This window comes from Parabacteroides goldsteinii (assembly GCF_020091425.1).
Classification (GTDB): Bacteria; Bacteroidota; Bacteroidia; order Bacteroidales; family Tannerellaceae; genus Parabacteroides; species Parabacteroides goldsteinii.
Genome location: NZ_CP081906.1, coordinates 2,032,226 through 2,058,212, shown reverse-complemented (window position 1 = coordinate 2,058,212; position 25,987 = coordinate 2,032,226). Strand labels below are relative to the sequence as shown.

Annotated in this window: 28 protein-coding genes; 7 read left to right on the top strand and 21 right to left on the bottom strand. The window is 41.6% G+C overall.

Features of this window, described 5'->3' with window-relative positions; translation table 11 throughout:
• Genes K6V26_RS09595 through K6V26_RS09580 form a run of 4 tightly spaced genes read left to right on the top strand, consistent with a single transcriptional unit; the run spans window position 1 to window position 3,060 of the window.
• Window positions 1-1,182 (top strand): DUF3991 and TOPRIM domain-containing protein, encoded by a 1,182-nt coding sequence (locus K6V26_RS09595; protein WP_224265212.1) that lies wholly within the window; start codon window positions 1-3, stop codon window positions 1,180-1,182.
• Window positions 1,183-1,198: 16 nt separating this feature from the next.
• Window positions 1,199-1,933 (top strand): hypothetical protein, encoded by a 735-nt coding sequence (locus K6V26_RS09590; protein WP_224265825.1) that lies wholly within the window; start codon window positions 1,199-1,201, stop codon window positions 1,931-1,933.
• Window positions 1,934-1,966: 33 nt separating this feature from the next.
• Window positions 1,967-2,512 carry a topoisomerase C-terminal repeat-containing protein gene (locus tag K6V26_RS09585; protein WP_224265211.1) on the top strand — a complete coding sequence of 182 codons (546 nt, stop codon included), beginning with the start codon at window positions 1,967-1,969 and terminating at the stop codon, window positions 2,510-2,512.
• Between the two features lie 11 nt (window positions 2,513-2,523).
• The gene (locus K6V26_RS09580) at window positions 2,524-3,060 is read left to right on the top strand and encodes a hypothetical protein (RefSeq protein WP_224265210.1); all 537 of its coding nucleotides are present in this window, start codon (window positions 2,524-2,526) and stop codon (window positions 3,058-3,060) included.
• Window positions 3,061-3,150: 90 nt separating this feature from the next.
• Here K6V26_RS09580 and K6V26_RS09575 read toward each other — a convergent pair whose 3' ends face one another.
• Window positions 3,151-3,390, bottom strand: a complete 240-nt coding sequence (locus tag K6V26_RS09575) for a hypothetical protein (RefSeq protein ID WP_224265209.1) — start codon at window positions 3,388-3,390, stop codon at window positions 3,151-3,153.
• A gap of 20 nt (window positions 3,391-3,410) precedes the next feature.
• Between K6V26_RS09575 and K6V26_RS09570 the strand changes: the two genes are divergently transcribed.
• Genes K6V26_RS09570 through K6V26_RS09560 form a run of 3 tightly spaced genes read left to right on the top strand, consistent with a single transcriptional unit; the run spans window position 3,411 to window position 5,452 of the window.
• The gene (locus K6V26_RS09570; RefSeq protein WP_224265208.1) at window positions 3,411-3,716 is read left to right on the top strand and encodes a hypothetical protein; all 306 of its coding nucleotides are present in this window, start codon (window positions 3,411-3,413) and stop codon (window positions 3,714-3,716) included.
• Window positions 3,717-3,747: 31 nt separating this feature from the next.
• Window positions 3,748-4,170, top strand: coding sequence for a PcfK-like family protein (locus tag K6V26_RS09565; RefSeq protein ID WP_224265207.1), 423 nt, complete (start codon window positions 3,748-3,750; stop codon window positions 4,168-4,170).
• 4 nt (window positions 4,171-4,174) lie between these two features.
• Complete coding sequence (locus K6V26_RS09560) at window positions 4,175-5,452, top strand: PcfJ domain-containing protein (protein WP_224265206.1); 1,278 nt, start codon at window positions 4,175-4,177, stop codon at window positions 5,450-5,452.
• Between the two features lie 173 nt (window positions 5,453-5,625).
• Here the strand turns inward: K6V26_RS09560 and K6V26_RS09555 are convergent, their stop codons facing one another.
• The 20 genes from K6V26_RS09555 to rfbC all read right to left on the bottom strand — a co-directional run bounded on the left by K6V26_RS09555 (window position 5,626) and on the right by rfbC (window position 25,985).
• Complete coding sequence (locus tag K6V26_RS09555) at window positions 5,626-6,837, bottom strand: carboxypeptidase-like regulatory domain-containing protein (protein WP_224265205.1); 1,212 nt, start codon at window positions 6,835-6,837, stop codon at window positions 5,626-5,628.
• A 42-nt stretch (window positions 6,838-6,879) separates the two neighbouring features.
• Entirely contained in the window at window positions 6,880-7,593 is a 714-nt protein-coding gene (locus K6V26_RS09550) for a YjbH domain-containing protein (RefSeq protein ID WP_224265824.1), read from the bottom strand.
• A 91-nt stretch (window positions 7,594-7,684) separates the two neighbouring features.
• A complete protein-coding gene (locus tag K6V26_RS09545; protein WP_224265823.1) occupies window positions 7,685-8,542 on the bottom strand; it encodes a YjbH domain-containing protein in 858 nt (285 codons plus the stop codon).
• Between the two features lie 37 nt (window positions 8,543-8,579).
• Window positions 8,580-9,656, bottom strand: coding sequence for a DUF1972 domain-containing protein (locus K6V26_RS09540; protein WP_224265204.1), 1,077 nt, complete (start codon window positions 9,654-9,656; stop codon window positions 8,580-8,582).
• A 19-nt stretch (window positions 9,657-9,675) separates the two neighbouring features.
• Window positions 9,676-10,755, bottom strand: a complete 1,080-nt coding sequence (locus K6V26_RS09535; RefSeq protein WP_224265203.1) for a glycosyltransferase family 4 protein — start codon at window positions 10,753-10,755, stop codon at window positions 9,676-9,678.
• On the bottom strand, window positions 10,756-11,859 hold the full coding sequence (locus tag K6V26_RS09530; RefSeq protein WP_224265202.1) for a phosphotransferase family protein: 1,104 nt from the start codon (window positions 11,857-11,859) through the stop codon (window positions 10,756-10,758).
• Complete coding sequence (locus K6V26_RS09525; protein WP_224265201.1) at window positions 11,860-13,098, bottom strand: glycosyltransferase family 4 protein; 1,239 nt, start codon at window positions 13,096-13,098, stop codon at window positions 11,860-11,862.
• A 33-nt stretch (window positions 13,099-13,131) separates the two neighbouring features.
• Complete coding sequence (locus tag K6V26_RS09520) at window positions 13,132-14,166, bottom strand: capsular polysaccharide synthesis protein (RefSeq protein ID WP_224265200.1); 1,035 nt, start codon at window positions 14,164-14,166, stop codon at window positions 13,132-13,134.
• 4 nt (window positions 14,167-14,170) lie between these two features.
• The gene (locus K6V26_RS09515; protein ID WP_224265199.1) at window positions 14,171-15,502 is read right to left on the bottom strand and encodes a hypothetical protein; all 1,332 of its coding nucleotides are present in this window, start codon (window positions 15,500-15,502) and stop codon (window positions 14,171-14,173) included.
• A gap of 3 nt (window positions 15,503-15,505) precedes the next feature.
• Window positions 15,506-16,729, bottom strand: a complete 1,224-nt coding sequence (locus K6V26_RS09510; RefSeq protein ID WP_224265198.1) for a hypothetical protein — start codon at window positions 16,727-16,729, stop codon at window positions 15,506-15,508.
• Entirely contained in the window at window positions 16,726-17,568 is an 843-nt protein-coding gene (locus tag K6V26_RS09505) for a glycosyltransferase family 2 protein (RefSeq protein ID WP_224265197.1), read from the bottom strand. The genes K6V26_RS09510 and K6V26_RS09505 overlap by 4 nt, the downstream gene beginning before the upstream one ends.
• Window positions 17,569-17,573: 5 nt before the next feature.
• The gene (locus K6V26_RS09500) at window positions 17,574-18,821 is read right to left on the bottom strand and encodes a polysaccharide pyruvyl transferase family protein (protein ID WP_224265196.1); all 1,248 of its coding nucleotides are present in this window, start codon (window positions 18,819-18,821) and stop codon (window positions 17,574-17,576) included.
• On the bottom strand, window positions 18,818-19,792 hold the full coding sequence (locus K6V26_RS09495; RefSeq protein ID WP_224265195.1) for a Coenzyme F420 hydrogenase/dehydrogenase, beta subunit C-terminal domain: 975 nt from the start codon (window positions 19,790-19,792) through the stop codon (window positions 18,818-18,820). The genes K6V26_RS09500 and K6V26_RS09495 overlap by 4 nt, the downstream gene beginning before the upstream one ends.
• A complete protein-coding gene (locus K6V26_RS09490; RefSeq protein ID WP_224265194.1) occupies window positions 19,765-21,087 on the bottom strand; it encodes a flippase in 1,323 nt (440 codons plus the stop codon). Before K6V26_RS09490 ends, K6V26_RS09495 begins: the two co-directional genes overlap by 28 nt.
• Before the next feature lie 96 nt (window positions 21,088-21,183).
• Window positions 21,184-21,822, bottom strand: a complete 639-nt coding sequence (locus K6V26_RS09485; protein WP_224265193.1) for a hypothetical protein — start codon at window positions 21,820-21,822, stop codon at window positions 21,184-21,186.
• Window positions 21,823-21,890: 68 nt separating this feature from the next.
• The gene (locus tag K6V26_RS09480; protein ID WP_224265192.1) at window positions 21,891-22,271 is read right to left on the bottom strand and encodes a hypothetical protein; all 381 of its coding nucleotides are present in this window, start codon (window positions 22,269-22,271) and stop codon (window positions 21,891-21,893) included.
• The gene (locus K6V26_RS09475) at window positions 22,255-23,328 is read right to left on the bottom strand and encodes a ComEC/Rec2 family competence protein (RefSeq protein ID WP_224265191.1); all 1,074 of its coding nucleotides are present in this window, start codon (window positions 23,326-23,328) and stop codon (window positions 22,255-22,257) included. The genes K6V26_RS09480 and K6V26_RS09475 overlap by 17 nt, the downstream gene beginning before the upstream one ends.
• Before the next feature lie 21 nt (window positions 23,329-23,349).
• Window positions 23,350-24,489 (bottom strand): dTDP-glucose 4,6-dehydratase, encoded by a 1,140-nt coding sequence (locus K6V26_RS09470; RefSeq protein WP_224265190.1) that lies wholly within the window; start codon window positions 24,487-24,489, stop codon window positions 23,350-23,352.
• A gap of 1 nt (window position 24,490) precedes the next feature.
• Window positions 24,491-25,402 (bottom strand): dTDP-4-dehydrorhamnose reductase, encoded by a 912-nt coding sequence (gene rfbD / locus K6V26_RS09465; RefSeq protein ID WP_224265189.1) that lies wholly within the window; start codon window positions 25,400-25,402, stop codon window positions 24,491-24,493.
• A gap of 1 nt (window position 25,403) precedes the next feature.
• On the bottom strand, window positions 25,404-25,985 hold the full coding sequence (rfbC, locus tag K6V26_RS09460; RefSeq protein ID WP_224265188.1) for a dTDP-4-dehydrorhamnose 3,5-epimerase: 582 nt from the start codon (window positions 25,983-25,985) through the stop codon (window positions 25,404-25,406).
• Window positions 25,986-25,987: the final 2 nt, after the last annotated feature.

The window sequence follows — 25,987 nt, the reverse complement described above, 5'->3', positions numbered from 1 at the left end:
ATGGCAGACTATAAGGTAAATTTCAAGGAACTGAAATCTCGTGTGGGTATTGATGACATCGCCTATGCCCTTGGCTACCGTTTGGATAGAAAAGCCGGTGTCGGGAGGTATATCGAGCTGGTGCTTGGCAATGGAAACGACAAGCGTGACACCTTGATCATCAGCAATCCATGTAACAAGGCAGCGCAGACTTTCTTTCGCCGGGACGGTTCAAAGGGGGATGTGGTCACGCTTATACGGGAGAACCTGAACGCCTTTTTTGTTTCCGGAAAAGATGACTGGGAGAAGATAGCCAAGGTCATGGCACGTTTCGCCAATATGCCCGAACCGGAATACAGGGAGGACAGGGAATTTGTGAAGTCCGTCAAGGCCAACCGGACTTTTGACGCTTCCCGGTATGAGGTAAAGCCGGTTCAAGCGGAAAAAATTCCGTTGATATTCTCGCAACGCGGGTTGTCGGCCGATACGGTCAATGACCTTTCGCCTTATCTCACGTTGCTTCGTGACAAACGGAACGACAAGTTTGACGGTTATAATGCCGCTTTCCCTTACACCGATAAGGATGACAAGGTAAAAGGCTATGAAATCCGTGGTTTTGGCGGTTACAAGTCCAAAGCCGCCGGTACGGATTCCTCTTCCTCGGCATGGGTGGCTGATTTATCCGGTGGAAACCGGGAAGCGGTAAAGCGTGTGCTCTTCTTTGAATCCGCTTTTGACGCGATGGCGTTCTACCAAGTCCACAAGGAGCAATTGGATAAGGAGACCGCACTGGTTTCTATCGGCGGCACATTCTCGGACGGGCAGATTACCGGGACGATGGCACGTTTTCCTCATGCGAAAGCCTTCGACTGTTTCGACAATGACTTTGCCGGGCGTATCTATGGGTTGCGCATGATGGCGTTACTGGAGGAAATCCCGATGAAAATCTCCAAAGCGGAGAAGGGCATTCGGGTGGAAGCCAAAGGCAAGTCGTTCCTGTTGAATGTGGAACGACCGATGTTGGCCCAAGTGGGTGAACACCTGACTATCCGCTACAAGATGGGGCAATGGCTGCCGCCCAAGATGTTCAAGGACTGGAACGATTGCTTACTGAACAAGCCGATGAAACCGGTATTGCCACCCAACAAGAACGACCGTGACAACCATCTTGCCGGACGAAGGAATACGGGTGTCAAATTATAATTAAGGAGAACCAATGATGAAATTAAATTCAATTGAAAAAGGAGTGGCTGTTGTGGCATTGTCTTTGGGTACGCTCATACCCGTTCATGCCCAACAGAGCGACCCGGCACTGACCGCTGCCGTCATCGCCCAGACTGTGGAGTTGAAGAACATCCACAAACAGCGCAAGAAGACGCAGGAGAAAATCATCGCCGCCGAGACGGCGGTGACGCTCGCCCTTGACCGGGTGCATGGCGTGGAAAACAAGTTGCTTAAATACTTATCCAATGCCCAAGGCGCGATGCAGAACCTCTATCAAATCAAACGTGCAGGGGAACTGGTGCTGACCGAGATACCGAAGAATTGTAGCTTGCTTACGAAATCGGTGGGCGGTAATCTTAAAAGAACGGCGATTGCCGCCATCGTGTCGGATGAACTGACGGATGCCGCCACCCAAATGGCTGCGCTCTATCCGTTTATGAAGCAGTTGGTCACTTCGGGGAGTTATGAGGTTGCCGGAGCAGACGGAAGCAAGGAGAAGCACAAGGTGAACCTGCTCAGTTCCGCTGAAAGGTACTATATCGCCAACGAGGTGGTGACAAGGCTGGAAGCCATCAATACAGACCTCTTTATCCTGGCATGGCAGGTACGCACCCTTTCATGGAACGACCTTTGGTTTTCCCTTGACCCGGAAGGATGGGCTAACGTGATGTCGGGCAAGAATATCATAAACGGCATTGTCAATGACTGGAACAGAGGATTCCGGTATTGATACAGACAATAATCAACTTATACATTTTGAAGTATGGAAACAGAAAAGAAAATTATGGGTCGCTGCCCCTTGTGTGGCGGTAACGTGGTGAAAACCTGCAAGGGGTATCGCTGTGAGCACAACATCGGGGAACAACCGTCTTGTGCGCTTAACATTAATGCCATCATAGGCAACCGAAAGATGGAAGACAATGAAATCGTTCGGCTATTGGAGGAACGCTTCCTTCTGTTGGACGGTTTCGCTTCCAAGGAGGGCAAGAGTTTTCCGACCGTTATTGAACTGACTGATGACGGTACCATCAATATGCGCCCTGTTATCGGGAAATGCCCCCATTGCAGTGGTGACATGTTGGTGGGAAGCCGGGCGTTCAACTGCTCCAACTATGGCAATCAGCAAGCACCTTGTAGCTTCTCTATCTGGAGGAACATAGGCGGTCATCAAGTGACGCTTGCCGAGGCGAAGGAAATCTGTGAAAAAGGCATGACCGCCTCGGAATTGGAAATGTACCGGGAAGATGGCACCATCTACCGAAAACGATTGGGGCTATCCCCTGACAAACTTCAAGTCATCAAGGTATGAGAACGGATTTTATGAAACAACAGAAGGTTCTTGACCTGCTGCTTGCAAGCCTTGTATTGGCAGGCGGCATAACCGCTTTCCTGCTAAAGGACAGCTCCAGCCCGAAGGACTTAGCCAAAGAGGTAGCGGAAAAAGCGTTGCTTGCTTCCGTTGATCGGCCTGAAACGGTGAAGATTCATGCGGTCAGTATGCCGGATTCCGTATTTGGCAGAGACTATATTACCCAGGAGGAAAAGATGGCCATCTCCGTGGCGATGATGAAGGTGAGCGAAAAGGTGATGAAGGAAACGGACGGTTTCGAGAAGATGGACTTCGAGGATAAGGCGATGGCTGACCTGATGGAACGGCAGATGTCCGTGATGTCGGTTATACGCAGCCTTGCTTCTTATGAAATACACAATAGTAAGAAACCGTTTTCCGGCTGGAAAGTAAAGATAGAATATGAGGCGGAATCAGCCGATGGGTCTCCTTACCGTTCCGAATACTGGTTCATCCTTGACAAGGAGGCCGTATGTGTCGTGAAGTCCTTTGAAATCCCTTTGATATAATCTGTATTCTTCCTCTTTCATATATGTGTCGCCCCGGCATCCGGGAACTGTAAGGTTCAAGGATGCCGGGGATTTTTGTGCCTGTTATCTTCATTCGGCCATCCGCGCTCCCGGTCTATTTTCCGATACAAAGCAACGGAGGGCGGTGCCGATGGCAAATGCCGTTTCTCTTGGCAGCACGGAAAGCGGACGGCAGCCTTCCGCAATTTGTTCCAAATTGGGTATTCCGTCTCTTTCCGCTTGCCACATTTGCCTTACGCCCCTTGTTCCCTCCGTATGGGCGGCATCGTAAAACACCCGGGATGCGAGAAGCCAAAAGGCTTCAGACAAAAGGGAAAAAATTAAAACGTATGGCTATCACACTTAAAGACAGAAAAGAGACGGTAAACCTCGGAGGGAATGTTTACGAACTGACCCTGTTGTGGAACAGGGAGGACATCCGCAGATGTGCTTTCGGCATGACTCCCGATTATGCCCATATCCGTAAGGACGGCAAGAATTTCGCTTTTATTACCTGCTACTCCAATGGCGTAGGGTTTTCGGTGGAGAATTTCCATTGGGTATTGGTTAATCCGGAGTGGAAAATATACTTCCGTAATGAGGACATCAATACCATTCCGTTGGAAAAGCTTTTAAAGAGGTTGCCGATATGGTGACAGGTACAGAACATCTTAAAAACGAACAGATATGAAAGGAACAGAACAATTCAAGGAAATCATCAAGAACTATCTTGACAACAGGGCAAAGGAGGATGAACTCTTCCGGGTGAAGTATGAATCTACAGCACGTAGCATAGACGATATTGTAACCTATATTTTCAATGAGGTTCAGCATTCGGGTTGTTGCGGATTTTCCGACATGGAAGTGTTTTCAATGGCGGTACACGCAGCGGAAGAGCCTACATTGATAATCGGTGAGCCGTTATCTTGTGATGTGGTTGTGAATAGGCATATCGAATTGACCGAAGAGGAAAAGGCGGAGCAACGTGATTTGGCTTTGAAACGCTATCAGGAAGAGGAACTTCGTAAGATACAAGCCAAAAACTCCCGACCCAAGCCGGGCAAGCCCAAAGTTTTCCAACAAGCAGAGTTGTCACTATTTGATTTTTAAGAGTATGAAGCCGAGAAACGAATTAGAAAAACAGGTGGCAGCTTCCAACAAGGAGCTGACCGCCATCGGCTCTAAAGCCGTGGAGTGGGCAATCAGAAACGCAGTGAAACATATTACGTTCCGAACATCTGAACATAAATGCACGTGTGGCGATTGCGGGGAGCAGTTTGGCTATAAGGGAAAAGGCAAGTCTGTCCGTTGCCCTCATTGCGGACACCGCTTGCAAGTGACTGATACGCTGAAACGCAAGCACCAAGAGAAAAGCTACTTTTCTACCCTTGAAGTGATTGGCGGCTTGCAAGTGCAGAGGGTATTCCTTCTAACCGCCATTTACTGCAAAGGGAGACCTATGGATTTCTATTATGATGAAGTATGCCGTCTGTGGCTCAATGCAAAAGGGCAGGTGGCGGTCACTTCAAGATTGAGAGCCATGGGCTATTACCGGGACAGCTTCTGTTTTGCCAGCCCGATAGAGTTGAGAAACATGTCGGATGTGCATTTAGTCATATCCGATGCCTACACCTGTCCTTATTATTCTGTCCTTTCCGAATTGAGGCGGAACGGGATGAAAGGCAAATTGCCCGACTGCCATCCGTTCGAGTTGATGAAGGCTCTTTTGGCTGACCACCGGATGGAGACGATGATGAAAGCGAGAGATTTCAAGGCGGTTGAGTATTTTATCTACCGCTCCTTAGACCTCAATACTTGTTGGCAGTCATACAAGGTGGCTTCAAGGCATCATTACCGAATTGAGGACTTCGGTACTTGGTGTGACACCATCCGCTTGCTTGAAAAATGTGGCAAGGACATTCATAATGCCAAGTATATCTGTCCGATAAACTTGAAAGCCGAACACGACCATTGGTTGAAGAAAGCCAATGCCATTGAACGGAAACGCAGGGATATGGAACGGATAGCGAAAGTCAAAATACACGAAGCTGAGTTTTACAAGAACAAGTCCTGTTACTTCGGTATTATCATCAGTGATGGCGATATAGAGATTTCCGTATTGGATTCGCTGGAGGCTTACAAGGAAGAAGGCAACAAGATGAAGCATTGTGTCTTCCAATGTGAATACTATGCCAAGACCGACTCTGTTGTCCTTTCGGCTCATGACCATTTGGGTAATCGCATTGAGACCGTTGAGTTCAGTTTGAGCCAAGGGAAAGTGGTTCAGAGCCGTGGGGTGTGCAATTCCAACACGGAATACCATGACAGGATTATCAGGCTGGTAAATGAGAATGCCTACCGCTTCATAGAGGCAAGGAGGGCATCCGCATAAGTTCCTTAATTTTATTCTGAACTCCGTCTTGCGCTGGGAAGCGTGGGGCGGAACTTGGAAGAATACAAAGGACTGGCATGGGAGGCTTTGTATAAAGCAAAAAATGGTGTTTACCATTGCTGACAAACACCATTTTTAAGATTGACTGAAAAGTCAGTTGAGATGAAAAATTATTATCCTAAGTTTGTTCCACCGTTATGTTTACGGTTAGAAGTGGTTACAACAACCGACACCGTTCCGTAATGTGTACCGCTCACGCTCTTACCCTTTGCACTTACAGTTACGTTTTGCTTGCTTTGCGTACCGTTGATGGTCAAGATGGTACCGATAGGCAATGTCACGTTCAGCGGGTAGCTGCCGTTTACGGTAGAAACCGATGCGCCAAAACGCTGAGCCAACTTCTCAATCAGCAGGGCTGTCAGCACGGAAGTTGCTTTAGTCGTGATTTCCGTACCGGCTTTGTAGGTGTAATTGGCACTGCCTATTGCCATGTCTTTGGCACCATACAGGTTGTCCCACTTGTCCTGCTCGAAAGAAATGGCCTCGCTTCCGTTGGATGCGGAGAAGGAAACGCCGAGGAACAGACCGTATGCCGTGAACTCTGTGGCATTTATGATTACCTTCCCGTTCTCAATGCGGCTTTCTACAGCGACCCACTGACCGTTTTTGTATTGCATGGCTTCTACGTTCTGTGCCACTTCGTCATCCACGTTGAATCCTAATTCCACAGGTTTAGCCAAAGAAACCTCAGCCTTATTACAAGACAGGCTGGCTCCCAAGAGCAAGGTAGATTCGTCTGCACGTGTAGCGGCTCTCGTCTTTCCTGCCACAGCGTTGGCATCGTAAATGGGAGAGACAATCACTTTCACTTCTTCGCCTTCGGCTGTTTCGATGGCACCGGCAGGAATAGTGGCTTCCACGTTTACAATGGCTTGGTCATTGTCTTTCAAGGCTTCTGTCTCCACATCGCCTTTAGTCTCTTCGGTTGCAGATACAGTCACTTCTTTCTTGACATCTGTGGCAAGGCTGACATTCCACACCAGGTTCTGACTTTTCTTAGAATCTTCCACGGTGATTTCAGCCTCTTTTGCTTGTTTACCGTTAGCTTCTGCCTTGATGGTGTAAGTACCCGGTTTTACATCTGCAAACAGATACACGCCGTTTGCGTCACTTGTAGCCTTTTCCGTTCCCAACGTAACGGTCGCATTGGAAATGGCATTTCCGTTGATACTTGTTATGACACCAGTCAATGTATTCGGGGCAATCGCCACTTCCGGTGGAGTCACGTTGTCATAATTCGGATCATCGTCACTACAATTAGTCACACTCATTGCCAAACCGGCAATCAGGAGCATCATGGCTCCTTTCTTCATAAAGTTGCACATAAAAATAAATGATTAAAAACTGTTTATATTATTACATTAAAATCACAATAGATTGATGCAGAAGCAGACACCTCCTGAGAAGTATTTCCCGTTCTGCAAGGAAGACTGTATCAGCAGGTGTTTCCACAGCTTCCAGTCGAAGCCGATGTTCACATCATCACCTGTATATTCGGCTATCAGGCGCAGGTTCTTTTGGAAAGAAGGCTGATAGGTGATACCGCCTACCGGACCGTTCCATTTGCTATTATAGCTTCGTTTCCAATGGCGGTATGCCAGATGGAAGCCGAGGCTATGTCCTTTCAGGTCGAGGTGCTTGGTGGCGGCGATATAGAAGTTGGAGAAATATTGGCTTTTCCCATCACCATTTTGAGGCTTTTCTCCCTCCTTACCTGTTCCATTTTTATTGTCTGTTCCGTATGGGTCATTGGTTCCTATTGCGATGGCAGGCCACCATTTCCCTTCTTTTAAAGGTTGTAGTTTGAGTGAGAAATAACGATCCTTGAAACGGAGTTTGGGTTTACCGTCTTGCACTATCCCCTCATTATTTATGGCATGTCCTTTCTGCAAGGTACAGGTATAGCCTATTTCCAACCAAGAAAAAGGGGTAAGGCTCAAATAATGGCTCATTGTATGGTACTTACCTTCATAATCAAACCCGATATCCGGTGTAAACTCCCTGTTCAGGAAGTGAACGCCTATACGTGCTTCACCGGCATCGTCCATTTCTGCACTTGGTACATGAATCAGCCCGCTCATACCGGTATATTGCTGTGCGGCAGCGGTAAAAGACAAAGCGGTTAGAAGTATCCCGACAAATACGCATCGTAGAATCTTCATCCGGTATTCCTTATTCCACATTTCGCACCTCCTTTTCTCTAAGTTTAAAATCCGGAACCATGCGATTGGCACCCCATTGCAATCGGTTACGGTCAAAGTGTCCTTCACGTTCGTTCTCTTCTGGATCGGTGGTGTACATCTTCACAGCGTAGAGCAATCCGTTGATGTCATATGTCAGCCTGAAATTCGAGGCGGGACGAACCATCACCTTACGCGCCTTCCGCTTGTACGGTGGAATCATCATTATCACCTTGAAACCAGCCGTCTCTTTTCCTTTGTCACTGTATTGCGCATAAAGTCCTACCGTGCAATGCCTGAAATGGCGCATCGCTTCGGCCATCACTCCGTAATCTTCATAAAGATATCGTCCTCCGTGCAGCCTAAATTCCGTATTTACTTTCTCTATATATAGGTTCACTCCGGCTTGTCCGGTCACTCTTTCCATCTTGCTACATTCCCAATCGGCAGCCATGGAGCAAAACCCTGTCAGCCCCAGTTGTGCATCCAACGCCAACCATCTGTTTACGGGGTATATCCATTTGGCATCCAACCCGTAGCGTTCTTTTCCAAACAATCCTCCGCTCACCTTTAAGAATTGCTTCTTATTCCAATCCCATTCTTTCGACAGCACCGCCATATTCAGGCGTATCTTCTTGTAGCGGTCCCCATAGTCGTTATAAACCGGAACGATGGCTTGCCCCGCTAATTGCCATCGGTCACCGAAATGCCACTTCACTCCGGGCGTCACATTCACCAGCACTTCATACATCTTTGTGTAAAAGAAATCTCTATAATGAAGTTCTGCTCCTGCAAAAATTTCCACGTTGGGTTTCACCGCTTCTTGGGCGACGACTTTTGCCAAAACCATCAACAACAAAACGGTGAAAGACACTCTTGCCTTCAACCTAAATCCCATATAAAGCCTCATACTGTTTTGCTATATGCTTCCAAGTATATCGCCATTTGGCAATCTCCTTCATGGACGCTCCGTCCTTTTCTTTTTGCGACACCAGTTCCACCAACTGGTTGCTATTTTTAAAATAGTAAGCCTTGTTTTCCGTCGTCTCCCGGTTATAGACCACATCAAATGCGATTATCGGCTTGCCAAACGACATGGCTTCCACAAGTGACGGATTTGTTCCTCCGGCGCTATGACCGTGGATATAACATTCGCATTGATTGCGCAAGGCATATAATTCGTCCAAGTCGTAAACGGAATCCACCATACGGATATTGCTATACGAACCATACTCCTTCTTCAGATTACGGCTGTACTCGCTGCGCTCCCAGTTCCCGACAAAGACCAAGTCCCTTCCACTTTTGGCAAAGGCTTCACAAAGAATGTGGCTGTTGTTCTCCGGCTCGATTCTACATACGCTGATGGCATAATCATTTGACTTTACTCCATATTTGTTCAATATCTCCTGTTGCCGCTCCTCCGACACCTCTCTTTGCGTATGGTCACCCCCATAGGCTATCAGCTCAGATGGCTTGCCGTAAGTCTCCGTAACATAATCCTGAATGCCCTTATTGTCAGCAACAACCACATCTGCAAATCTCACTGCCATCGCTTCGCTGGTACGCAGAAACCATTTGGCGAACTTCCCCCACTTGGCCCGCCGGTGCTCCAGTCCGTCAATGTTTACAATCAGCCGTTTGCGATACAGCAATCGGAATATAGGGAGAAAGATGCAACCTGATACGCCCAATATCAATACCGTGTCATATCCTCGCAGGCATTTCAGCATCGAGAGTATGTCGTAAGGCGTACTCTGTGCCCCGTTGGCATGGAACAGTGGCACATATTTCAGCCTTGCTCCCTTATACGTATCCATGTGAGCGGTATAGTCTTTGCCGCTGCAAAAAATGGTATAGCAGACCTCGGGAGAACAGTTTTCACCAATCATGTTCTCCACCAATGTCTCGAAGCCGCCATACTTTGCAGGCACCCCTTGGATGCCCACAATAGCAACTTGTTTCATACAAAAAATCAGTGTGTTATTAAAAATGAGAAAGGATGCCGTCTATCATCGCATCGGCATTGTATTTTTCTGCATAACGCAATGCGTTATCGGATAATTTTGTATAAAGTTCTTGGTTCGATAGCATTTGGTCGATACATTCCGCAATGCTATTCAAATTTTGTACATCTATCTTATAACCGTTCACCCCATCTTCTACCATCTCCGCAATGCCTCCTTCGGTAGGCACAATCACGGGGAGTCCGGCACTCATGGCTTCCAAGGCTGTCAGCCCGAATGTTTCAACAGCTTGTTTCTTATTTGTAAGATTCAGCACCAACGAAGCCCGGTTATAGAATGGTGCCACATCGCTTTGCCGGGGATAGATAGTCAGATTCTTGCTGATATTTACCTTGTGTTCTGTAATGAACAGGTCGATGTTCTCCTGCGTGTCGTTCACTATCAGTTCAAAGGCAAACTGCGGTAATTGTTGTGCCAGACTGATAAACTCTAATGGACTTTTGTAAAGTTTCAACGAACCTAACATCAGTATTCGCTTTCGCTCGAAAGCCGTCTCTTTATTCGGTATTAGTCTGCCCGTAAATTCCAGTGGCAATGCGTTTGGAATCATTGTAACTCCTACTTTTCGGTGAAGAAAAGAAGCCTGATAGGCCGATACGCAGATAATCTCGTGTGCTAACTTCTGCATGACGCCTGCCAGCAGTTTATAAAAGCCTCCTTTCACAAAAGCGTTCTCATGGTAATGATATACCACCCGCTTTCCCATCAATCTTCCTGCCAATGCAGGGCCTGCGGGTAGCAGCGTGTTGATATAAAACACCGTATCTTTGCGAAACAGCCAGCGAGAGGACAAAAAGAAGGTATAGAACTGCACCAAGCAATAGCGTAGCATCGTGACCGCCCCATTAGATGAGAAACGATAAGGGTAACTATGCTTCCGCAAGTTTGGGTAGTGCAACAGTTCGTCCAATACTCCTCCCTTGGAAGATACCAAATCAATCTGGTATCCTTTTCGGAGCATTCCCTCCAGCACCATTTTCAACACCTTCGGACTACCACTGTAGTCATTGAACAGGTGGAAACAGATAATGTGTTTCATTTATTTTGATAAAAATGCCAATAAATCATTCCAAACCTTCATCGAGCGGGCGATGTCTCCATTGACCGTTCCTTTTTCACGCACCGTAAATCTGGAAATGATGTCTAACAGATAGAGGATATAGCTTTCTCTATTTATCCAATTAGCATCCGATGATTGAAGAAATTCGATTATCTCTTTCCCTTGCCAATGCTTTTCAAAAATAGCTGTTTGCGTAAAAAAATGATAGTGGTCAAGCATTGGAGGGTAAGTCATGCTTGCATATTCCCAATCAAAAACGAACAACTTTCCATTTTCCACAAACATATTCCACGGGGTGAAATCTGCATGATAGGCAGAAAAAAACACTTTTTCCCCTTTATAGCAGTTGATAACGTTATTTATCACTTTCACTACGGCAACTCGGTTCATGAATTGCGGAAGCCAATCCAAGTGTGTGAGTAAGTTTTGTAACGTCCTGTAATAATCACTCTTTTCAAACTCTATTTCCCGTAAAGTCCTCCTTTGTAACTCATTCAGAAAATGTTCGTGCAAAGTGCCCCATTCATGCGGCACTTTCGATTGTTGTGTTTTTGTCGTACTCTGTACAAAAAGGGATATGCCTTCCGTCAGTTCATCACAGTAAAGAGCCTGAGGCATCCCATCCATTCCTTGCCTTTTCAGACGTTCCAGCAAGTCTGCCTCGTTCCGAAACAATGCCGCTACTTCATTACTGCTTGTTGCTTTGCAATATCCTAAAATACGACATCCCTTACTTAATTGTATTGTTACCTTTTGATGTACGCAAGGTGTACCTCCGAATATTGAGAATTCAACCTCTTCTTCATGGAATAGTCTGCAAAGCAACTGTTCCAGTTTATCACTGAGCTTGCAACACAACCTTTCCGCACGAATCACCTTCCGCACAAATGGTACTCCATGTAGCCAAGGGAACAATGCTTTCACCAGCTTCCCGTTTCGTCCGCTGGGCTGATAGAGGTTCATGGCTACCCGCATATTCCGTGCAGGCATTATCCATGTCTTGCCATCGGCGTTGGAGAAGCGATAAAAACATTCGCCCGCTCCTTTTTTCAGCAAACAAGCCAATATAGAATTTATTTGCATTTATTTTGTCAAATAAGAAGTATATGCTTTCATTATCGCATCCTTAATCTCCATCCCATGATTCTCCCATGAAAACTTTTCAGAAACCTCCTGTGCTTTTCTTCCAAGTTTGTTTCTTTCTTCCGGTTGTGTCATTCTTAACATCGCTTCTTCTAAACGCTGAATGACTTCCGATCTTCCTTTCCGAGGAATCAGTATCGCATAGTCGTTGGTAAAATAACGGGTATAGCCGGTCGTATCTAAACAAATCAACGGTTTTCCCATTGCCATGCTGTCGAACGACACCGTTACCGCTCCTTCTTTTAAGGCGGCATTTACCACCACATCCGCATTTTTCATCAAGTCCTTATAGATATTCATGGATACCTTACCGGCCAATGTCACAAAAGCTTCTAAAGCATACTTTTTCACCAATCGTTCCAGACGCACCTTGTCCGGTCCGCTGCCTACGATGGTCAAATGAATCTTTGAATTTTTGGAAATCACTTTCGGCAATGCCTCTATAATAAGGTCGAATCCGCGCCACGCATCCAAATGCCCTACTGTGATGAACTCTGTTACGTCCTGTTTCATCTTCTTATCCCAACCGGATACACAAGAAATATCAGCCGCCACATCCGTGAAGAGTATGGCTTTATCTGCTTGTCTTTGTGAAATCAAGTCACGGGTTATTTCCGTCTTGCAAAGAATCAAATCAGCTTGTTTGCAACGCTTTCTGAAACCTCTGTTCCATACTGCCATTGAAGTCACGACTCTGCGGACTTTTTCAATCATTCTTGACTTTTTGTCGTAGTGCCGCGAATATTCCTCTGGAATACTCTCCAGTCCTCCTACCGGTCCCCAGACGAAAAACTGCTTCTGTCCATAACTGCTTACCTTCCACAATACATTGCCGTAGGTCAGGTGGTGAAAAATCCTGATGTCGTTCTGTCGCATGGTACGCTTCACAATACGATTGGTGCACATCTGCCACAAGTTGTAGTAGGTACGTACTCCCCGCAACCCCTTCTTCCAGAACCGTGCCCATTTGGGCCAGTCGTAATAAAGGAAACGGATGTGGCTGTACTCCGGATGCGCTGCAATCCAAGGTTCGATGGAGTGACGGTTACTCTCACGTGTCAGCACCCACAAATCGAAGTACTTCGACATTTCCAGTACCCAGTGCCAACCTACACCTATCTCACTGCCCAAGCCTGGTTCGCAGGCGTAGGCGGAAACGAATATTTTCTGTCTGGTCATAGTTGCAATATCTGTTAAAGAATATATTTGATTCTAAACTGATAATAATTTCCCATAAAATGTAAGTTTCCCATCAACACGCTCAAGCCAAATTGTCTTATATGTAAGTTTAAATATCCAGTCATTTTTTATTAACTGTCTGTATTCTTCCTCATTATATTGCTTGTTGGTGTTGAAATATAGCAAAAACAAGTCGGCACACCGAGTATTAAAATCAGGCATATTGTCAATCATATTCTTTGCCCAATTGAAATTTCGATAAGCATAACTTATCATGCAGTCAACCATAAAATAATTTGGAAAACATTTTTCTTTGACAGCCAATGCAGTAATTAACTCGCTGCTAAAAGCGAATAACGGGTTACGAATAATGTTTGTACCGATATTCCAAGAGCGCCAACCTCCACTATCACACCAATACATATAATTGCCAGCAAGTTTTTTCTGCTTGTGACAATCGTGAGGAGAATAGAATATTTGCTTCTTTGCATCTTCAGGAATGGCATACGGATTGAAGCAAGTAGCATCTATCCACATTCCACCCTTATCGGATAATAATGTGAGACGCAGAATATCACTAAAATGTGTGTAACTTATTTCTCCTGTTTTCACTTTATCAAAGATAATTTCTGGTATATTGATATATTCTCTCACATTGTCTATGGTCAATAAGGTCACATTTTCGTTATTCTTATTTATTAGATCATAGCAACGTCTTACCACCTTTGGCATACCGTTCACACCTTGCCACCAAAATACCCAGATAGGGTATTTTTCCACAGGAATAGTAGCCCTGTCAATGATTTCATAATTTTGATATTTTGCAATAATATCACCATAGTTTGACTTTATATAAGCATCTAAACTATCATTTAACCGTCTAATTGATTTTATGGAAAGATTAGTTAACCGACTATATACACCTACCCACCACATCAGACCATACCAAGCCACTCTAAAATTATATTGTTTACGTTGGCTATTAAACTGCCCTACGATCCATTTAACACGCGAAATGGCCTTACTCCGGCGAGTTTCACTCACCTTGAACAATACCGGATTACCCATAACCTTACAATTTTTTCTGAGTTAAATTCACTCGTTTTTCTACAATTACCGTTACAATATCTTTTACTATGTCACAGACCGGACGATCAACATTTATAAGTTGTGCATTTGGTAATGTTTGTGCCATATCTTTGAATTTTTCACACTGTCGCCGCGTTTCTTCGAAAGTCAGTTCTTTCTTGCGGTTATAAATCACCTCTGGCGATGCATAAAGTATAAATGTAATTGCCGGTCGCGGTATCATAAAACCAAATAACCTTGGCAGCCATTGCGGTAGTGAGTAATGGTAACGATACATATCAACATAATAATCATAATAGTATCGGTCAAATACAATCAATTTACGTTTCCATTTAAGCGGAACAACTTTAATGTAATAGCCTAATGTGAAATCAATCATATAAATCAGGAATCGAACCAATGATTTCAGAACGCCATCAGGCTTGCGACCGTGTGGATCAGGGTTGTCTGTCTTCTCTGGTTGAGCATTTGGCTTATATTGTCCTATATTCTTAAACATTCCCGGGCGAATATATTTTCGTTCCACACCTGCAAAAGATGTTACCCCATAAGCCTTCAAAGCTTCAAGTATCGTCGATTTTCCTCCACCATCTGGGGCCAGTAATGCGATATCCATACCAGCTGGTCTCTTAAAACGCAATGGAAACATTTTCGTTGCATTATACCACATCTGAGACATTCGTTTTATGATAGTGTTATTTTTATGAGACTGTTTGCATACATAAGCATAAAATTTAGAATAATGTTTCTCGAATGATTCGATAGAATTCTCTTTTATGATGTCTTGCAAACCTTCAACAATATCAGTTGGCAGTTCTGCTCTCAACACATTTTCGATTTCTTGCGGATTAATACGATACGCTTTCTGTATAGTTGCCAAATGTCTGTCAGAAAAATTGTGTTTCACAGTCCTACGCAAAAGAGTATAAATTATTTCGTCTGGTGCGGAAGGAATATAGAATCCTCTGAATGCTATTTTACGATCCAACAATTTATTGGGGATAAAATAATGTGGCATCGCTTTGTTGGAAAGTTCCGATTGAAAATCAAGCTCCAGCTGAAAATTCGGTTCAGGCAGTTTAGGTGTCAACCAATATACATAATGATAATATCCCATTGCTACTTTTTGCAGTACCAAAAGATTTGCATTAATAGCGGCCTTCTTCACTATTTTATCTATATCCTTTTCTGTCGCTCCTCTGTAAAATATATCTACATCGGTAGGAAATGAATAAGGCATATCCTCATATCCATTTTGGATACAATAGTCTAATCCGCTATCTGTTAAAACTTTGAGTATTTTATCAAGAAACATAAGTTATTTGTTATTGTCTTTTTCTTTTGAAGGAACAGCATTGTCGCTATAATATTTAATTGCCATACAAACTATCATTCCACACCAACATGTGTACATACTGCCAATGGCAAATCCTAATAATATAGCAAAAAGAAGAGTTTCTATGCAAAAGAATTTTCTAATACAACATTTAAATACAAAAATCAAAGAGCATAAATATGATATAAGTCCAAAATCATTTATATCGCCTATTTTTTGTGTGGTAAACATGGCTGCATTAGTACGAATATTATCTGTACCTTTTCCAACCCACGTTTCCCAAGAGAACAAATCCAAGTTTGTTATAGTATTTATCATGGGAGCTATACGACTTCCGCCACTTGATTCAGTCTTCTTCAAAGTGGAAACTGCATCATCAGATAAAAACGCGTTTATTACATTTTTTAAGCGATCAATTGTTTCAATGTTAATATCTATATTTAACAATATTATAAATACAACAATTCCAGTTAAATAGAGTGTAATATGTTTCTTTAAAAAATGAATACCAACTAATGCCGCGCCTAACATTGCAGTAGCAGATCCCATAAAAAACATAGTAATCCAAAAACTCAAGGTTGTATATGGGTTTTCTTTAAAATGCTCCTTAAAAGATAATTCTCTTCCCTCTATTATTTCTGTAAGTACAACAACTCCCCAATATATGAATGCCAAAATTCGAGCTGCATGAGATGGCTCTATCGCTAATGTATTAGCTTTTAGTCCTCCCTCCATCGTTATTGCTCCTGAGAGATTAATGAGTAGTAGTTTGTGAATACCAGCTGCAAAACATATGTTCTGTAGGATGAATGTTATACCATAACTTACTGTAATAAATATCAATATTTTACGGAAACACTCTATCGGCATTTCGCCCGTATTCATTATTTGATATATACAAATGAACGTCATCAAATACATTGCCCGGTAAATAATCCTATCCCATACAACAATAGGTGACGAAAGCAAACTGCATACAATTAAAGCCGCAAGGTATATAATCGTATATATCAAGACATTAAAATTATATTCAAATTTATTTAGTAAAAGCAAGAAAATCAAAGGTGATACACCCATTCCTATGGCTTTTAAAGGACTGACTGTCATGCCTTCTATGCCAATTATCTGTACGCTCATCATTATCATATATATAATAATGATTAATTTTTGGATTGTAGAAGACAAAATACCTTGATGAGTTTTCATGATTTTTTCAACTTGAAATAAAACATCTTTCCATAAAAATATACTTTTTGAAATATATCAATGACAACTATGAATAGTTTACTATATCCACTATAATATTTTAGATAATACCGTCGGCTTTGCCAAAACAATTTATATCGTTTCATCACATTCCCTTTGGTAGATTCTATATGCCGATGTACAGCAGTTACATTATGTAGATAGTACATTCTATTCCCATGTTTTTTAATTTGTTTGCCCAATATCGCTTCCTCGCAATAAAGAAAAATATTTTCATCGAAATAACCACATTGTGAAATAATAGGGAGATTTATCATGAGACAACAACCATGTAGAATATCACAGTAACAATTTTCTGGAGGTAATGGAGTCCTTTCTTTACCTAACATTTTCGCTATATGGATAATAACAGGAAACTCTTCCCACATTGAAGAAAAGGTCCAAGGGTTCTGTCTTTCCCCTGATACACTTAAAATATTTGAACCACATGCCGCTACCTCAGGTTTCTCTTCCATCACATCGACCACCCGTATAACATAGTCCTCCTGCGGGAATTCCATGTCCGGATTGGCAATCAGAACATATTTATAGCCCTTTTCAGCAGAATAGCGCAAGCCGATATTGTTACCAGCATTGTACCCGCGATTCGCAGTCGCAGGAATAAATGTACAGCCTTGTTCTTGACACAATTTTTCTGCATTATCACGATCATCATCACGAGAGCAATTGTCTACGATGATGATTTCTAATTCCACTCCTTTCTGTCGTTTGAGATAAGAGACACACTTGCGACAGTCTGTTGAAGAATTGTAATTGAGAAGGATTACCGCTACTTTCATAATAGTCATATTGCATTTATAAAAGTCTTTAACTCTTCAAATCCATTGTTGGCAATATTATGAGCAACTTTTTTTGTGCCTTTTATAGATTCCAACACGTGACTTTTGGTAATAATACGCTCTATCAAATCGCTTTGTAAAATGTCAGACATAGGTTGATCAGCAAACTCCTTTACCAAATCGATTTCACAATCTTTTTTGTTGAGAATCTCCACAACGCCATTCATTTTATGTTCATAGCTCAACGAAATAAAAGAAACATCTTGGTTTATTGAAAAGATGATTGAGTGATAACGTGCCCCAATTAAGAAACTTGCATTTGAAATAATAGATTGTTGTATGTCTGATCCATATTGCTCTTCTAATACAAATACTCGGTTAGGAAAATTACTTTGATTTTTTATTTCATTAAAATAGATATATCCGTCAGGTAAAAATTTTGAATATCCAATGGTTTGAGGTAGCATAACTATTTTATGTTCTGGATATGATTCCACTAATTTGTTAAGTAAGGTAATCCAAAAACTTTTTATTTCCTCAAAAGTGTAAAACTTAAAATTCTTGTGCCAAGCTAAAGAATTGGGGACGAATATTATATACGGATCTTTATTCATTTTTTCAACAAAAAAACGTGGAATATCAGTCTTTGGCTCTACAAGAAAAGCGGAATCAATGGTCGGAGTGTATTTTATTCTTAGCTTTTTAGCAATTGATTGAGACTTGGCATCGCGTAGAGAAATATAGCCGAAGTATTTTAAAAGTCGTTCACTGTTTTTCTTGAATAATCTGTTCAAATAAGTTGTTTCGGAAAATGGACCGATTGAGCGACCATAATATATAACTTTCTTGTGTTCATACATTGCTAAGTTTAAAAACGCTTGATGTACCCAATCTTGGAATCCCCCCAAATTTATACCACCAGGAGCACATAATATGTAATCTGCTTCTCGATAGAATTTCAACATTACTCGTATTTTAGGAAGTAGGTATAACAGATGGGGCATATTAAACTTCATAATAAGTATGATTTCCCGTCTAAAAATCGGATTATATATTATCCTCAAAGGGATATTTACATACTCAATCTGATGTGAATTTACTCGGAACTCATTTATTTCTTTATCTCGCTTTCCATAAAAGAGTACTTTTATTTGAACATCAGGATATTCTTGTATGAATTTATTCATAAGTCCTCTATGGGCAGACTCATCTCCTCTATTGTTAAGAGGCTGTTCTATGACTAAAATTTTCATCTTACAAATATTTTTTCAAATACTTTTTTCAGGAATAAATGTATGTTGAATGTAACCGCAGATGAGAGCACTATAGTACGGTATAAAGATGATGCGTATATATTCTTTTGCATGCGTACTATTTTCTTGTGTTTCAGATTTTTTCTTTTTTGTCTTATTACTCCTTCTTGTGAATAATAAAAAAGAGACTCTTCACATTTTTGTAATACAATCATCTTTTCTTCTCGCATATTTACAAAAACAGAACGGAAAAACTCTTCATTTACATGGAACAATGTCCTGCCTCGTTTTTCTGTTTCAGCCTTATCTATTCGCCAAGGGTCTGCACACATAATGTCTGCATACACAGGCATGTCAGGATTACAATAAAAACATCGTGGCATACAAAATAATTTCGAATGAAATATATCAGTCCATATGCTTCCTGTGTTGCCTACTTTTACTGTTTTACCATTTTTCAAATACACAGATATACCACTTGGCCATCCAGCTCCACGATATCTAATCCGATCTACCTCGGATTTTGAAATTTTCAGGCGTTTTAATAAATACTCTGTAGCTTCAAAAGTTTGCTGTGAAGAACAAATCAATTGGATTGCATAACTTTTAATGTTGTGTTTTTCTAAGAATGTTTTTATCGGCTTAACTTGACATGGAAGTGCAGTAAATACAAACGGGCTTTGAATTTCTGCCACATGATTCTTGATCCAAGAGAATAAAGGTATTTCATGATAAATGCTGGCAGAAATATTATAATCATCACTTTTATAGATAAGTTTTGGCTCATATTTGAGTCCTGTCTTACTATAAGTAAATGACAAACCAGATTTTGCGATACCATTATCCAGTAAGTAAATAATTATAGCACTGCTAACTCCACCTGAAGTAGCAGCATATCGAATGCGAGAATCTGTTGAATAACCTATAAAAGTGCTATATTTATTCATCGTGGGACAATCATTTCTTTCCATCCTATAAATAATGATTTGCATTGTATTTTGAATATGTGATGATATCGTGGAATGAAAATATTGGCGATACCACCAGTGAACATTACTGTGATGATGGTTGCCCATGCAGAGCCAATAATTCCCCATCGAGGTATAAGTATATAATTACATATCACACATACGAAACAAGCTATGATATTGCGGATGAATGCTACCTGATGAATATTCTCTATAATTATCAGTTGTCCTCCCATTGTTGTCAATGCGATACCTACAGCTTTAAATACCAATACTTGCATAACAGGAACAGCTGCCAAATATTCCACACCGTATGTATATCGGATAATGTAATACGATAAAGCGGAAAGAATAATGCAAATTATCATTGTACTCCAAGTAGTAATGTTCATTATCCGTTGGGATTCCGATTGATAGCGATTAATATTTTCCTTTCTATATTTGACAAGAATTGGAGATATGGTCTGAATCATAATCGTAGGTATAAAAGTGACTATTCCTATAAAGCTTGCAGCAGTGGAAAAATATCCCAAGGATTCATTGTCCAGCATTCTGCCAATCATAACTTGGTCAATGCGTTGATAAATAATTACCGCAGCACTTGATATTAGTATAGGGAATGATGCTTTTAAAAGAGATTTTGCAAAGTCATAGTCAAATTTCCATTCAGATATTCGGGATACCTTTTTCTTATAGGCAACAATATAACCGCTCGCTAAAAGGAAGAAGTCAAAGGTCAATGCCATAACAAAGGCATAAAGCGGAGCATTCAGTAACAGAAGCACAATCTTTATACCTGCTCCTATCAAGGAACGAACCATCTCTGACTTTACAATATATTCATTTTGAATGATAGAGGTGAAATAAAAGCGGATAACATCGAAACAACTGAAAATGGATGATATAGAATAAATCAAAATCAACACAGATGTTTCTGCACTCTCATTAAAAAGTAACAAATATATTCCTATTAAACACAGCGTTATTACTGTCAAAACCAATCGGGTAAAAAAAGAAGTCCCTAAAATGATTTCTTTAGGTAAATCACCTTTAGATAGTTCTCGTATTATGATTTCAGTCGTTCCAAATGTGGAAAAGATTCCAAACAAAGCCACAACACTGATGGCATAATTCATTAATCCGTATTGTTCGGGTCCTAAATATCTGGCAACTAATATGCCGACAATTAATGTACTAAGCAAAGTGACTACTTTACCTAATACTGCCCAAAATACATTTCTAATGATTTTTCCTTGTGTGGAATTACTTTTGAATGTTTCTAATAATTTTGCTATCATAAATACATATCAAACTAACTGGTATAAGTTGAAATAGTAATTATATCATCAAACATGGATTTTATGAGTTTTTTTATTATAATACTTATACAACGATTATTTTAACATCGATCTAAGAATAATAAAACTCAAAATGATGCTTATGAGTGTCACTAAAATACTCCAACATATTCCACAAGTCATTTCCAAAAATAAACTATATAAAGAAATAAATAGCAACAGGATAAAACATAGGGAAAAAAGAATTATACACACCATTTGTGTGCTTTTCCAATCTAATATAACCGGAAAGGTTGGATTGTCCCACATTTTACTTTTATTCTCAAATCCAAAAGAATTATTTTTAGTAACATTTTGTCGATGTTCATTCAAATATCTTCCCATCAGTACAAAATAAGTTCTATTCCGAGCAATGGCAATAAGAGTCAGAAATACGAAACAAGCTGATAATAATAGAACACCTCCTACAATATAGTTAGACGTTCCATTAGAATATACATCCCATAAAGTCTGTTCATTACCTCTTTCTCTATTTAGAATAGTCCAACAAGCTCCAACTACTACTATAATTTGTCCAAAGCAAAATTTACTCAAATCCCAATTAATGGAATCGTAATGTCGCAACATATACATACATTGCTGGAAATCTGTCACAAGTATATCTTTTTTATAGCCATCTTCTATATTGGATATTTGATGAATTTCTGAAATAGTTTCCTTGTGTTCAGGTTCCATAAATATCCGTCTAAAATCTTTCTTTTGGCGTCTCAAAGACGAAAGTATAATTGAATCAATTAATTGATTTAGCGATATTCCCATGTTTTAAAACTATTGATTTTATCAACCGTAGTTATCCAATTGCCATCAAACGTAATAGCCCTATCATCTATATAAACATCAGCGAGAGGCTTTCCACCACGTGCATTTTCTGGTTGATATGGATTTTCATTAATGCTATCATAACATATGCCATGATTAGTTAAAAACGATTTGACAGCCTCTTTATTTCCACGTGTCGTATAAATAATGATATACCATCCTTGTTCCTTTAGTAACTGCATAGCTTCCACTGCACCTGGCACTAACTGTCCAAAATGGCGATCTCCTTGCCAATCTTCGTAATGAACCAAAGTTCCGTCAATGTCAACACAAATTGTTTTCATTTTTTCAATTTGGCTTCCCATCCATTTTCTTATTTATCCCCTGTGGATTTTGAGGAGAAGCCTTTATTTCCACTCCTTTGTGAAACACAAAATTATGTTTTTGGGTTACATAAATTTTATGATTCGAATTTATCTCTAATATTTTATTGATAAGTCTTCTTGACGGGTGCCCTTCTTTAACGCCATCGGGAGGACAGGAAATAATAAAACTATTTGGTGCAAGCCTTTCTAATAATTCCGGATCTATATTTTTGCGGCTACCGTGATGAGGAAGTTGAATGACTGTAAAATCCTTGACATTACCACCTAATTCATCTTCATAATATTTAAAGGCATCTCTCAGTGCGCCTTTTCCAGCATCACCGGTAAAAAGGAACTTTTCGCTTCCAACTTCTAATAAAATCACCAGACTGGTCTGATTTACTTCGGAAGTCTCTTCTTCATCAAACCATTCTATGATACCATTTTGCGGGTCATAATCGTCTTCAGACATAGTAGTCCTGACATAAGGCTTATTCCATTCCTCCAAGTATGACTCCGGTGTTTTGTCGGAAGATAATAGGTGTTTTTTATAAAAAGATTTAGATGGGCCTAAAATAGTCAATACTCCAGGAATCAATTCTTTACCCCTATCTGCTGATTTTATTTTGATGTCTCGATTACTGGCTAATTGTTCTATCTCGTCAGCTAAAGAAAACGATTCTTTTATTCTATCAGCCAAACTGTTATGTGTAATTCGCTTGTCCTTAAAATGTTCGGGCTTTAATCCTCCATCTTTCCAAGGGCGATTCATAATGATTTCTTCGACCTCGATTTTCTTATCTTCCAAAATAGTTTTCAAACCTGATAGATGATCTTTGTCTGGGTGCGTATTTATCATCATACAAATAACAGGATTCTCATATTTCTTCTTCAAATAAGCAATTATAGACTCACCTGTTTTATTATACCCTCCATCTATTAAAAACACATACGGGTTATCGTCTGTATCATACAATTCTATCAAAATAGCATCTCCACCTTTTATTCCTTCTCCTACAGGGAAAAATCGGACACAATATTTATTTTTATTTAGCATAAACTTTATTTTGTTTATGTTTTACCTTCCTTTATACATCTCCTCATAATACCTCTCATACTCCCCCGAAGTAATATTATCCATCCATTCCTGATTATCCAAGTACCAACGGACCGTCTTTTCGATGCCTTCCTCGAATTGCAGGCTTGGTTCCCAACCCAGTTCCTTCTGCAGTTTGGTGCTGTCAATAGCATAGCGTGCATCGTGCCCGAGACGGTCTGTGACGTATGTAATCAAGTTCAAATCTTCACCTTCGGTACGTCCCAACAGACGATCTACAGTCTTAATAACAACTTTGATGATATCAATATTCTTCCATTCATTAAAACCGCCGATATTGTAAGTCTCCGCTACCTTTCCCTCGTGGAAGATAAGGTCTATGGCACGGGCATGGTCTTCCACAAACAACCAGTCGCGCACGTTCTCTCCCTTGCCATATACGGGCAACGGCTTGCGGTGGCGAATATTATTGATGAAGAGCGGAATCAGTTTTTCCGGAAACTGATATGGTCCGTAGTTGTTGGAACAATTCGTTACGATTGTTGGCATTCCGTAGGTATCGTGATAAGCACGCACGAAATGGTCGCTTGATGTTTTGGCTGCCGAATAGGGACTATGGGGATTATACTTCGTATCCTCATAGAAGAAATCATCACCGTATGCCAAATGATGTTCAGCAGAAGAGGCTGTCGTTGTAAACGGAGGCTTGATGCCTTCGGGATGGTTCATCGTCAATGCGCCATATACTTCATCCGTGGAAATATGGTAGAAACGCTTGCCCTCGTACTTTTCAGGTAGGGATTCCCAATAGAGTTTGGCGGCTTGCAGCAAGGACAACGTTCCCATCACATTGGTACGGGCAAATGTGAACGGGTCTTTGATGCTGCGATCCACATGACTTTCGGCTGCCAGATGGATGATGCCGTCAATGTGTTCTTCTTGCATCAATTGATAGAACGCTTCAAAGTCGCAAATATCCATTTTTACGAACTTATAGTTAGGCTTATCCTCGATGTCTTTGAGGTTGGCGAGGTTGCCGGCGTAGGTCAGTTTATCCAAATTGATGATGTTGTATTCCGGATATTTGTTTACAAACAGACGTACCACGTGGCTGCCGATAAAGCCGGCTCCACCGGTAATAACGATATTTCTCTTTACCATATTATTTTTCGTTTTTGAGGTTAGCGATACATTGTTTCAGCGATTCCGTCCAATAGGGAATGCGGATGCCGAATGTCTCTTTGATTTTAGTCTTATCAAGTACTGAATAAGAAGGGCGTGTGACAGGACTTGGGAACTCGTTGCTGTGGCACGGTTGCACATCGCAAGCCGTTGTACCGTTGTATTCGGCAATCATCTTGGTGAAATCGTACCATGAGCAAACACCCTCGTTGGAGTAGTGATAGATTCCCGTTTTGGAATAGTTGTCGGCTTTTGATTCTTTGCTGTAATCAGCCAATACGTGGGCAATACTTTTTGCCAAGTCGAGTGCGTAAGTAGGAGTTCCGGCTTGGTCGAACACCACTTTCAGTTGCGGTTTAGTGGCAGTCAGGTTCATCATGGTCTTGCAGAAGTTCTTGCCGAACTCGCTGTAAAGCCAGGCGGTGCGGATAATGACGTGCTTACAGCCGACAGCTTTTATCTTTTGTTCGCCATGCAGCTTGGTCATGCCGTACACACCGGTAGGCGTGCCTTGTTGGGTCTCCTTGCAGGGAATATTATAAGGCTCTTTCCCAAAAACATAATCTGTGGAAATCTGTACCAACAGACCGTTTACCTCTTTCATCGCCCGGGCAAGGTTTTCCGGCGCTTCCGCATTCAGTTTCTCTGCCAACGCTTCATTGCTCTCTGCCGCATCCACATTGGTATAGGCGGCACAATTCACAATGGCATCAATCGCATGTGTTGCGACCATTTCCCGGATAGCCTGCAAATCGGTTATATCCAAGAAAATAGTATCTACTCCCTCCTGCCGGTTGACATCTGTAAAAAAATAGGTATCACCGCTTTCGCGGGCAATGATACGCATTTCGTTTCCCAACTGTCCGTTGGCTCCTGTTACTAATATATTCATGTTATTCAAACTCCGGATACAAATTTACTTGATAGTCAAAGGGGGAATCAAAATCCTTCAAGCAGGCATGTTTGAGGTCTTTGTCCGAAAGGATAGCGTTTGACGTGGGGATTTGCCAGTCAATCCCTAAACTTTCGTCCTTGATGTTGATGCCACCGTCCGCTTCAGGCGCATAAAAGTTGTCACATTTGTATTGGAATACGGCTGTTTCGCTCAATACGGCAAAACCGTGTGCAAAGCCCCTGGGCACGAAGAACTGGCGATGGTTCGCTTCGGTCAGTTCCACCGCCACATGCTGTCCGTAAGTGGGGCTGCCTTTGCGTATATCGACCGCCACATCCAGCACACGTCCTTTCACGCAACGAACCAATTTACTTTGGGTAAAAGGTGGGCATTGGAAGTGCAAGCCACGCATGACCCCGTATGAGGACATACTCTCGTTGTCCTGTACGAAATTGATTTTCCGGACTTTCTCTTCAAACTCCCGTTGCGAGAAACTTTCAAAGAAATAGCCTCTGGCATCTTTGAACACCTTGGGTTCGATGATGACCACACCTTCTATATTTGTTTTTATTACTTCCATTG

Coding starts and splice junctions, on each gene's coding strand:
- K6V26_RS09595 (WP_224265212.1), top strand. CDS start 1: ATGGCAGACTATAAGGTAAATTTCAAGGAACTGAAATCTCGTGTGGGT.
- K6V26_RS09590 (WP_224265825.1), top strand. CDS start 1,199: ATGAAATTAAATTCAATTGAAAAAGGAGTGGCTGTTGTGGCATTGTCT.
- K6V26_RS09585 (WP_224265211.1), top strand. CDS start 1,967: ATGGAAACAGAAAAGAAAATTATGGGTCGCTGCCCCTTGTGTGGCGGT.
- K6V26_RS09580 (WP_224265210.1), top strand. CDS start 2,524: ATGAAACAACAGAAGGTTCTTGACCTGCTGCTTGCAAGCCTTGTATTG.
- K6V26_RS09570 (WP_224265208.1), top strand. CDS start 3,411: ATGGCTATCACACTTAAAGACAGAAAAGAGACGGTAAACCTCGGAGGG.
- K6V26_RS09565 (WP_224265207.1), top strand. CDS start 3,748: ATGAAAGGAACAGAACAATTCAAGGAAATCATCAAGAACTATCTTGAC.
- K6V26_RS09560 (WP_224265206.1), top strand. CDS start 4,175: ATGAAGCCGAGAAACGAATTAGAAAAACAGGTGGCAGCTTCCAACAAG.
- K6V26_RS09555 (WP_224265205.1), bottom strand. CDS start 6,837: ATGTGCAACTTTATGAAGAAAGGAGCCATGATGCTCCTGATTGCCGGT.
- K6V26_RS09550 (WP_224265824.1), bottom strand. CDS start 7,593: ATGAGCGGGCTGATTCATGTACCAAGTGCAGAAATGGACGATGCCGGT.
- K6V26_RS09545 (WP_224265823.1), bottom strand. CDS start 8,542: ATGGTTTTGGCAAAAGTCGTCGCCCAAGAAGCGGTGAAACCCAACGTG.
- K6V26_RS09540 (WP_224265204.1), bottom strand. CDS start 9,656: ATGAAACAAGTTGCTATTGTGGGCATCCAAGGGGTGCCTGCAAAGTAT.
- K6V26_RS09535 (WP_224265203.1), bottom strand. CDS start 10,755: ATGAAACACATTATCTGTTTCCACCTGTTCAATGACTACAGTGGTAGT.
- K6V26_RS09530 (WP_224265202.1), bottom strand. CDS start 11,859: ATGCAAATAAATTCTATATTGGCTTGTTTGCTGAAAAAAGGAGCGGGC.
- K6V26_RS09525 (WP_224265201.1), bottom strand. CDS start 13,098: ATGACCAGACAGAAAATATTCGTTTCCGCCTACGCCTGCGAACCAGGC.
- K6V26_RS09520 (WP_224265200.1), bottom strand. CDS start 14,166: ATGGGTAATCCGGTATTGTTCAAGGTGAGTGAAACTCGCCGGAGTAAG.
- K6V26_RS09515 (WP_224265199.1), bottom strand. CDS start 15,502: ATGTTTCTTGATAAAATACTCAAAGTTTTAACAGATAGCGGATTAGAC.
- K6V26_RS09510 (WP_224265198.1), bottom strand. CDS start 16,729: ATGAAAACTCATCAAGGTATTTTGTCTTCTACAATCCAAAAATTAATC.
- K6V26_RS09505 (WP_224265197.1), bottom strand. CDS start 17,568: ATGAAAGTAGCGGTAATCCTTCTCAATTACAATTCTTCAACAGACTGT.
- K6V26_RS09500 (WP_224265196.1), bottom strand. CDS start 18,821: ATGAAAATTTTAGTCATAGAACAGCCTCTTAACAATAGAGGAGATGAG.
- K6V26_RS09495 (WP_224265195.1), bottom strand. CDS start 19,792: ATGGAAAGAAATGATTGTCCCACGATGAATAAATATAGCACTTTTATA.
- K6V26_RS09490 (WP_224265194.1), bottom strand. CDS start 21,087: ATGATAGCAAAATTATTAGAAACATTCAAAAGTAATTCCACACAAGGA.
- K6V26_RS09485 (WP_224265193.1), bottom strand. CDS start 21,822: ATGGAACCTGAACACAAGGAAACTATTTCAGAAATTCATCAAATATCC.
- K6V26_RS09480 (WP_224265192.1), bottom strand. CDS start 22,271: ATGGGAAGCCAAATTGAAAAAATGAAAACAATTTGTGTTGACATTGAC.
- K6V26_RS09475 (WP_224265191.1), bottom strand. CDS start 23,328: ATGCTAAATAAAAATAAATATTGTGTCCGATTTTTCCCTGTAGGAGAA.
- K6V26_RS09470 (WP_224265190.1), bottom strand. CDS start 24,489: ATGGTAAAGAGAAATATCGTTATTACCGGTGGAGCCGGCTTTATCGGC.
- rfbD (WP_224265189.1), bottom strand. CDS start 25,402: ATGAATATATTAGTAACAGGAGCCAACGGACAGTTGGGAAACGAAATG.
- rfbC (WP_224265188.1), bottom strand. CDS start 25,985: ATGGAAGTAATAAAAACAAATATAGAAGGTGTGGTCATCATCGAACCC.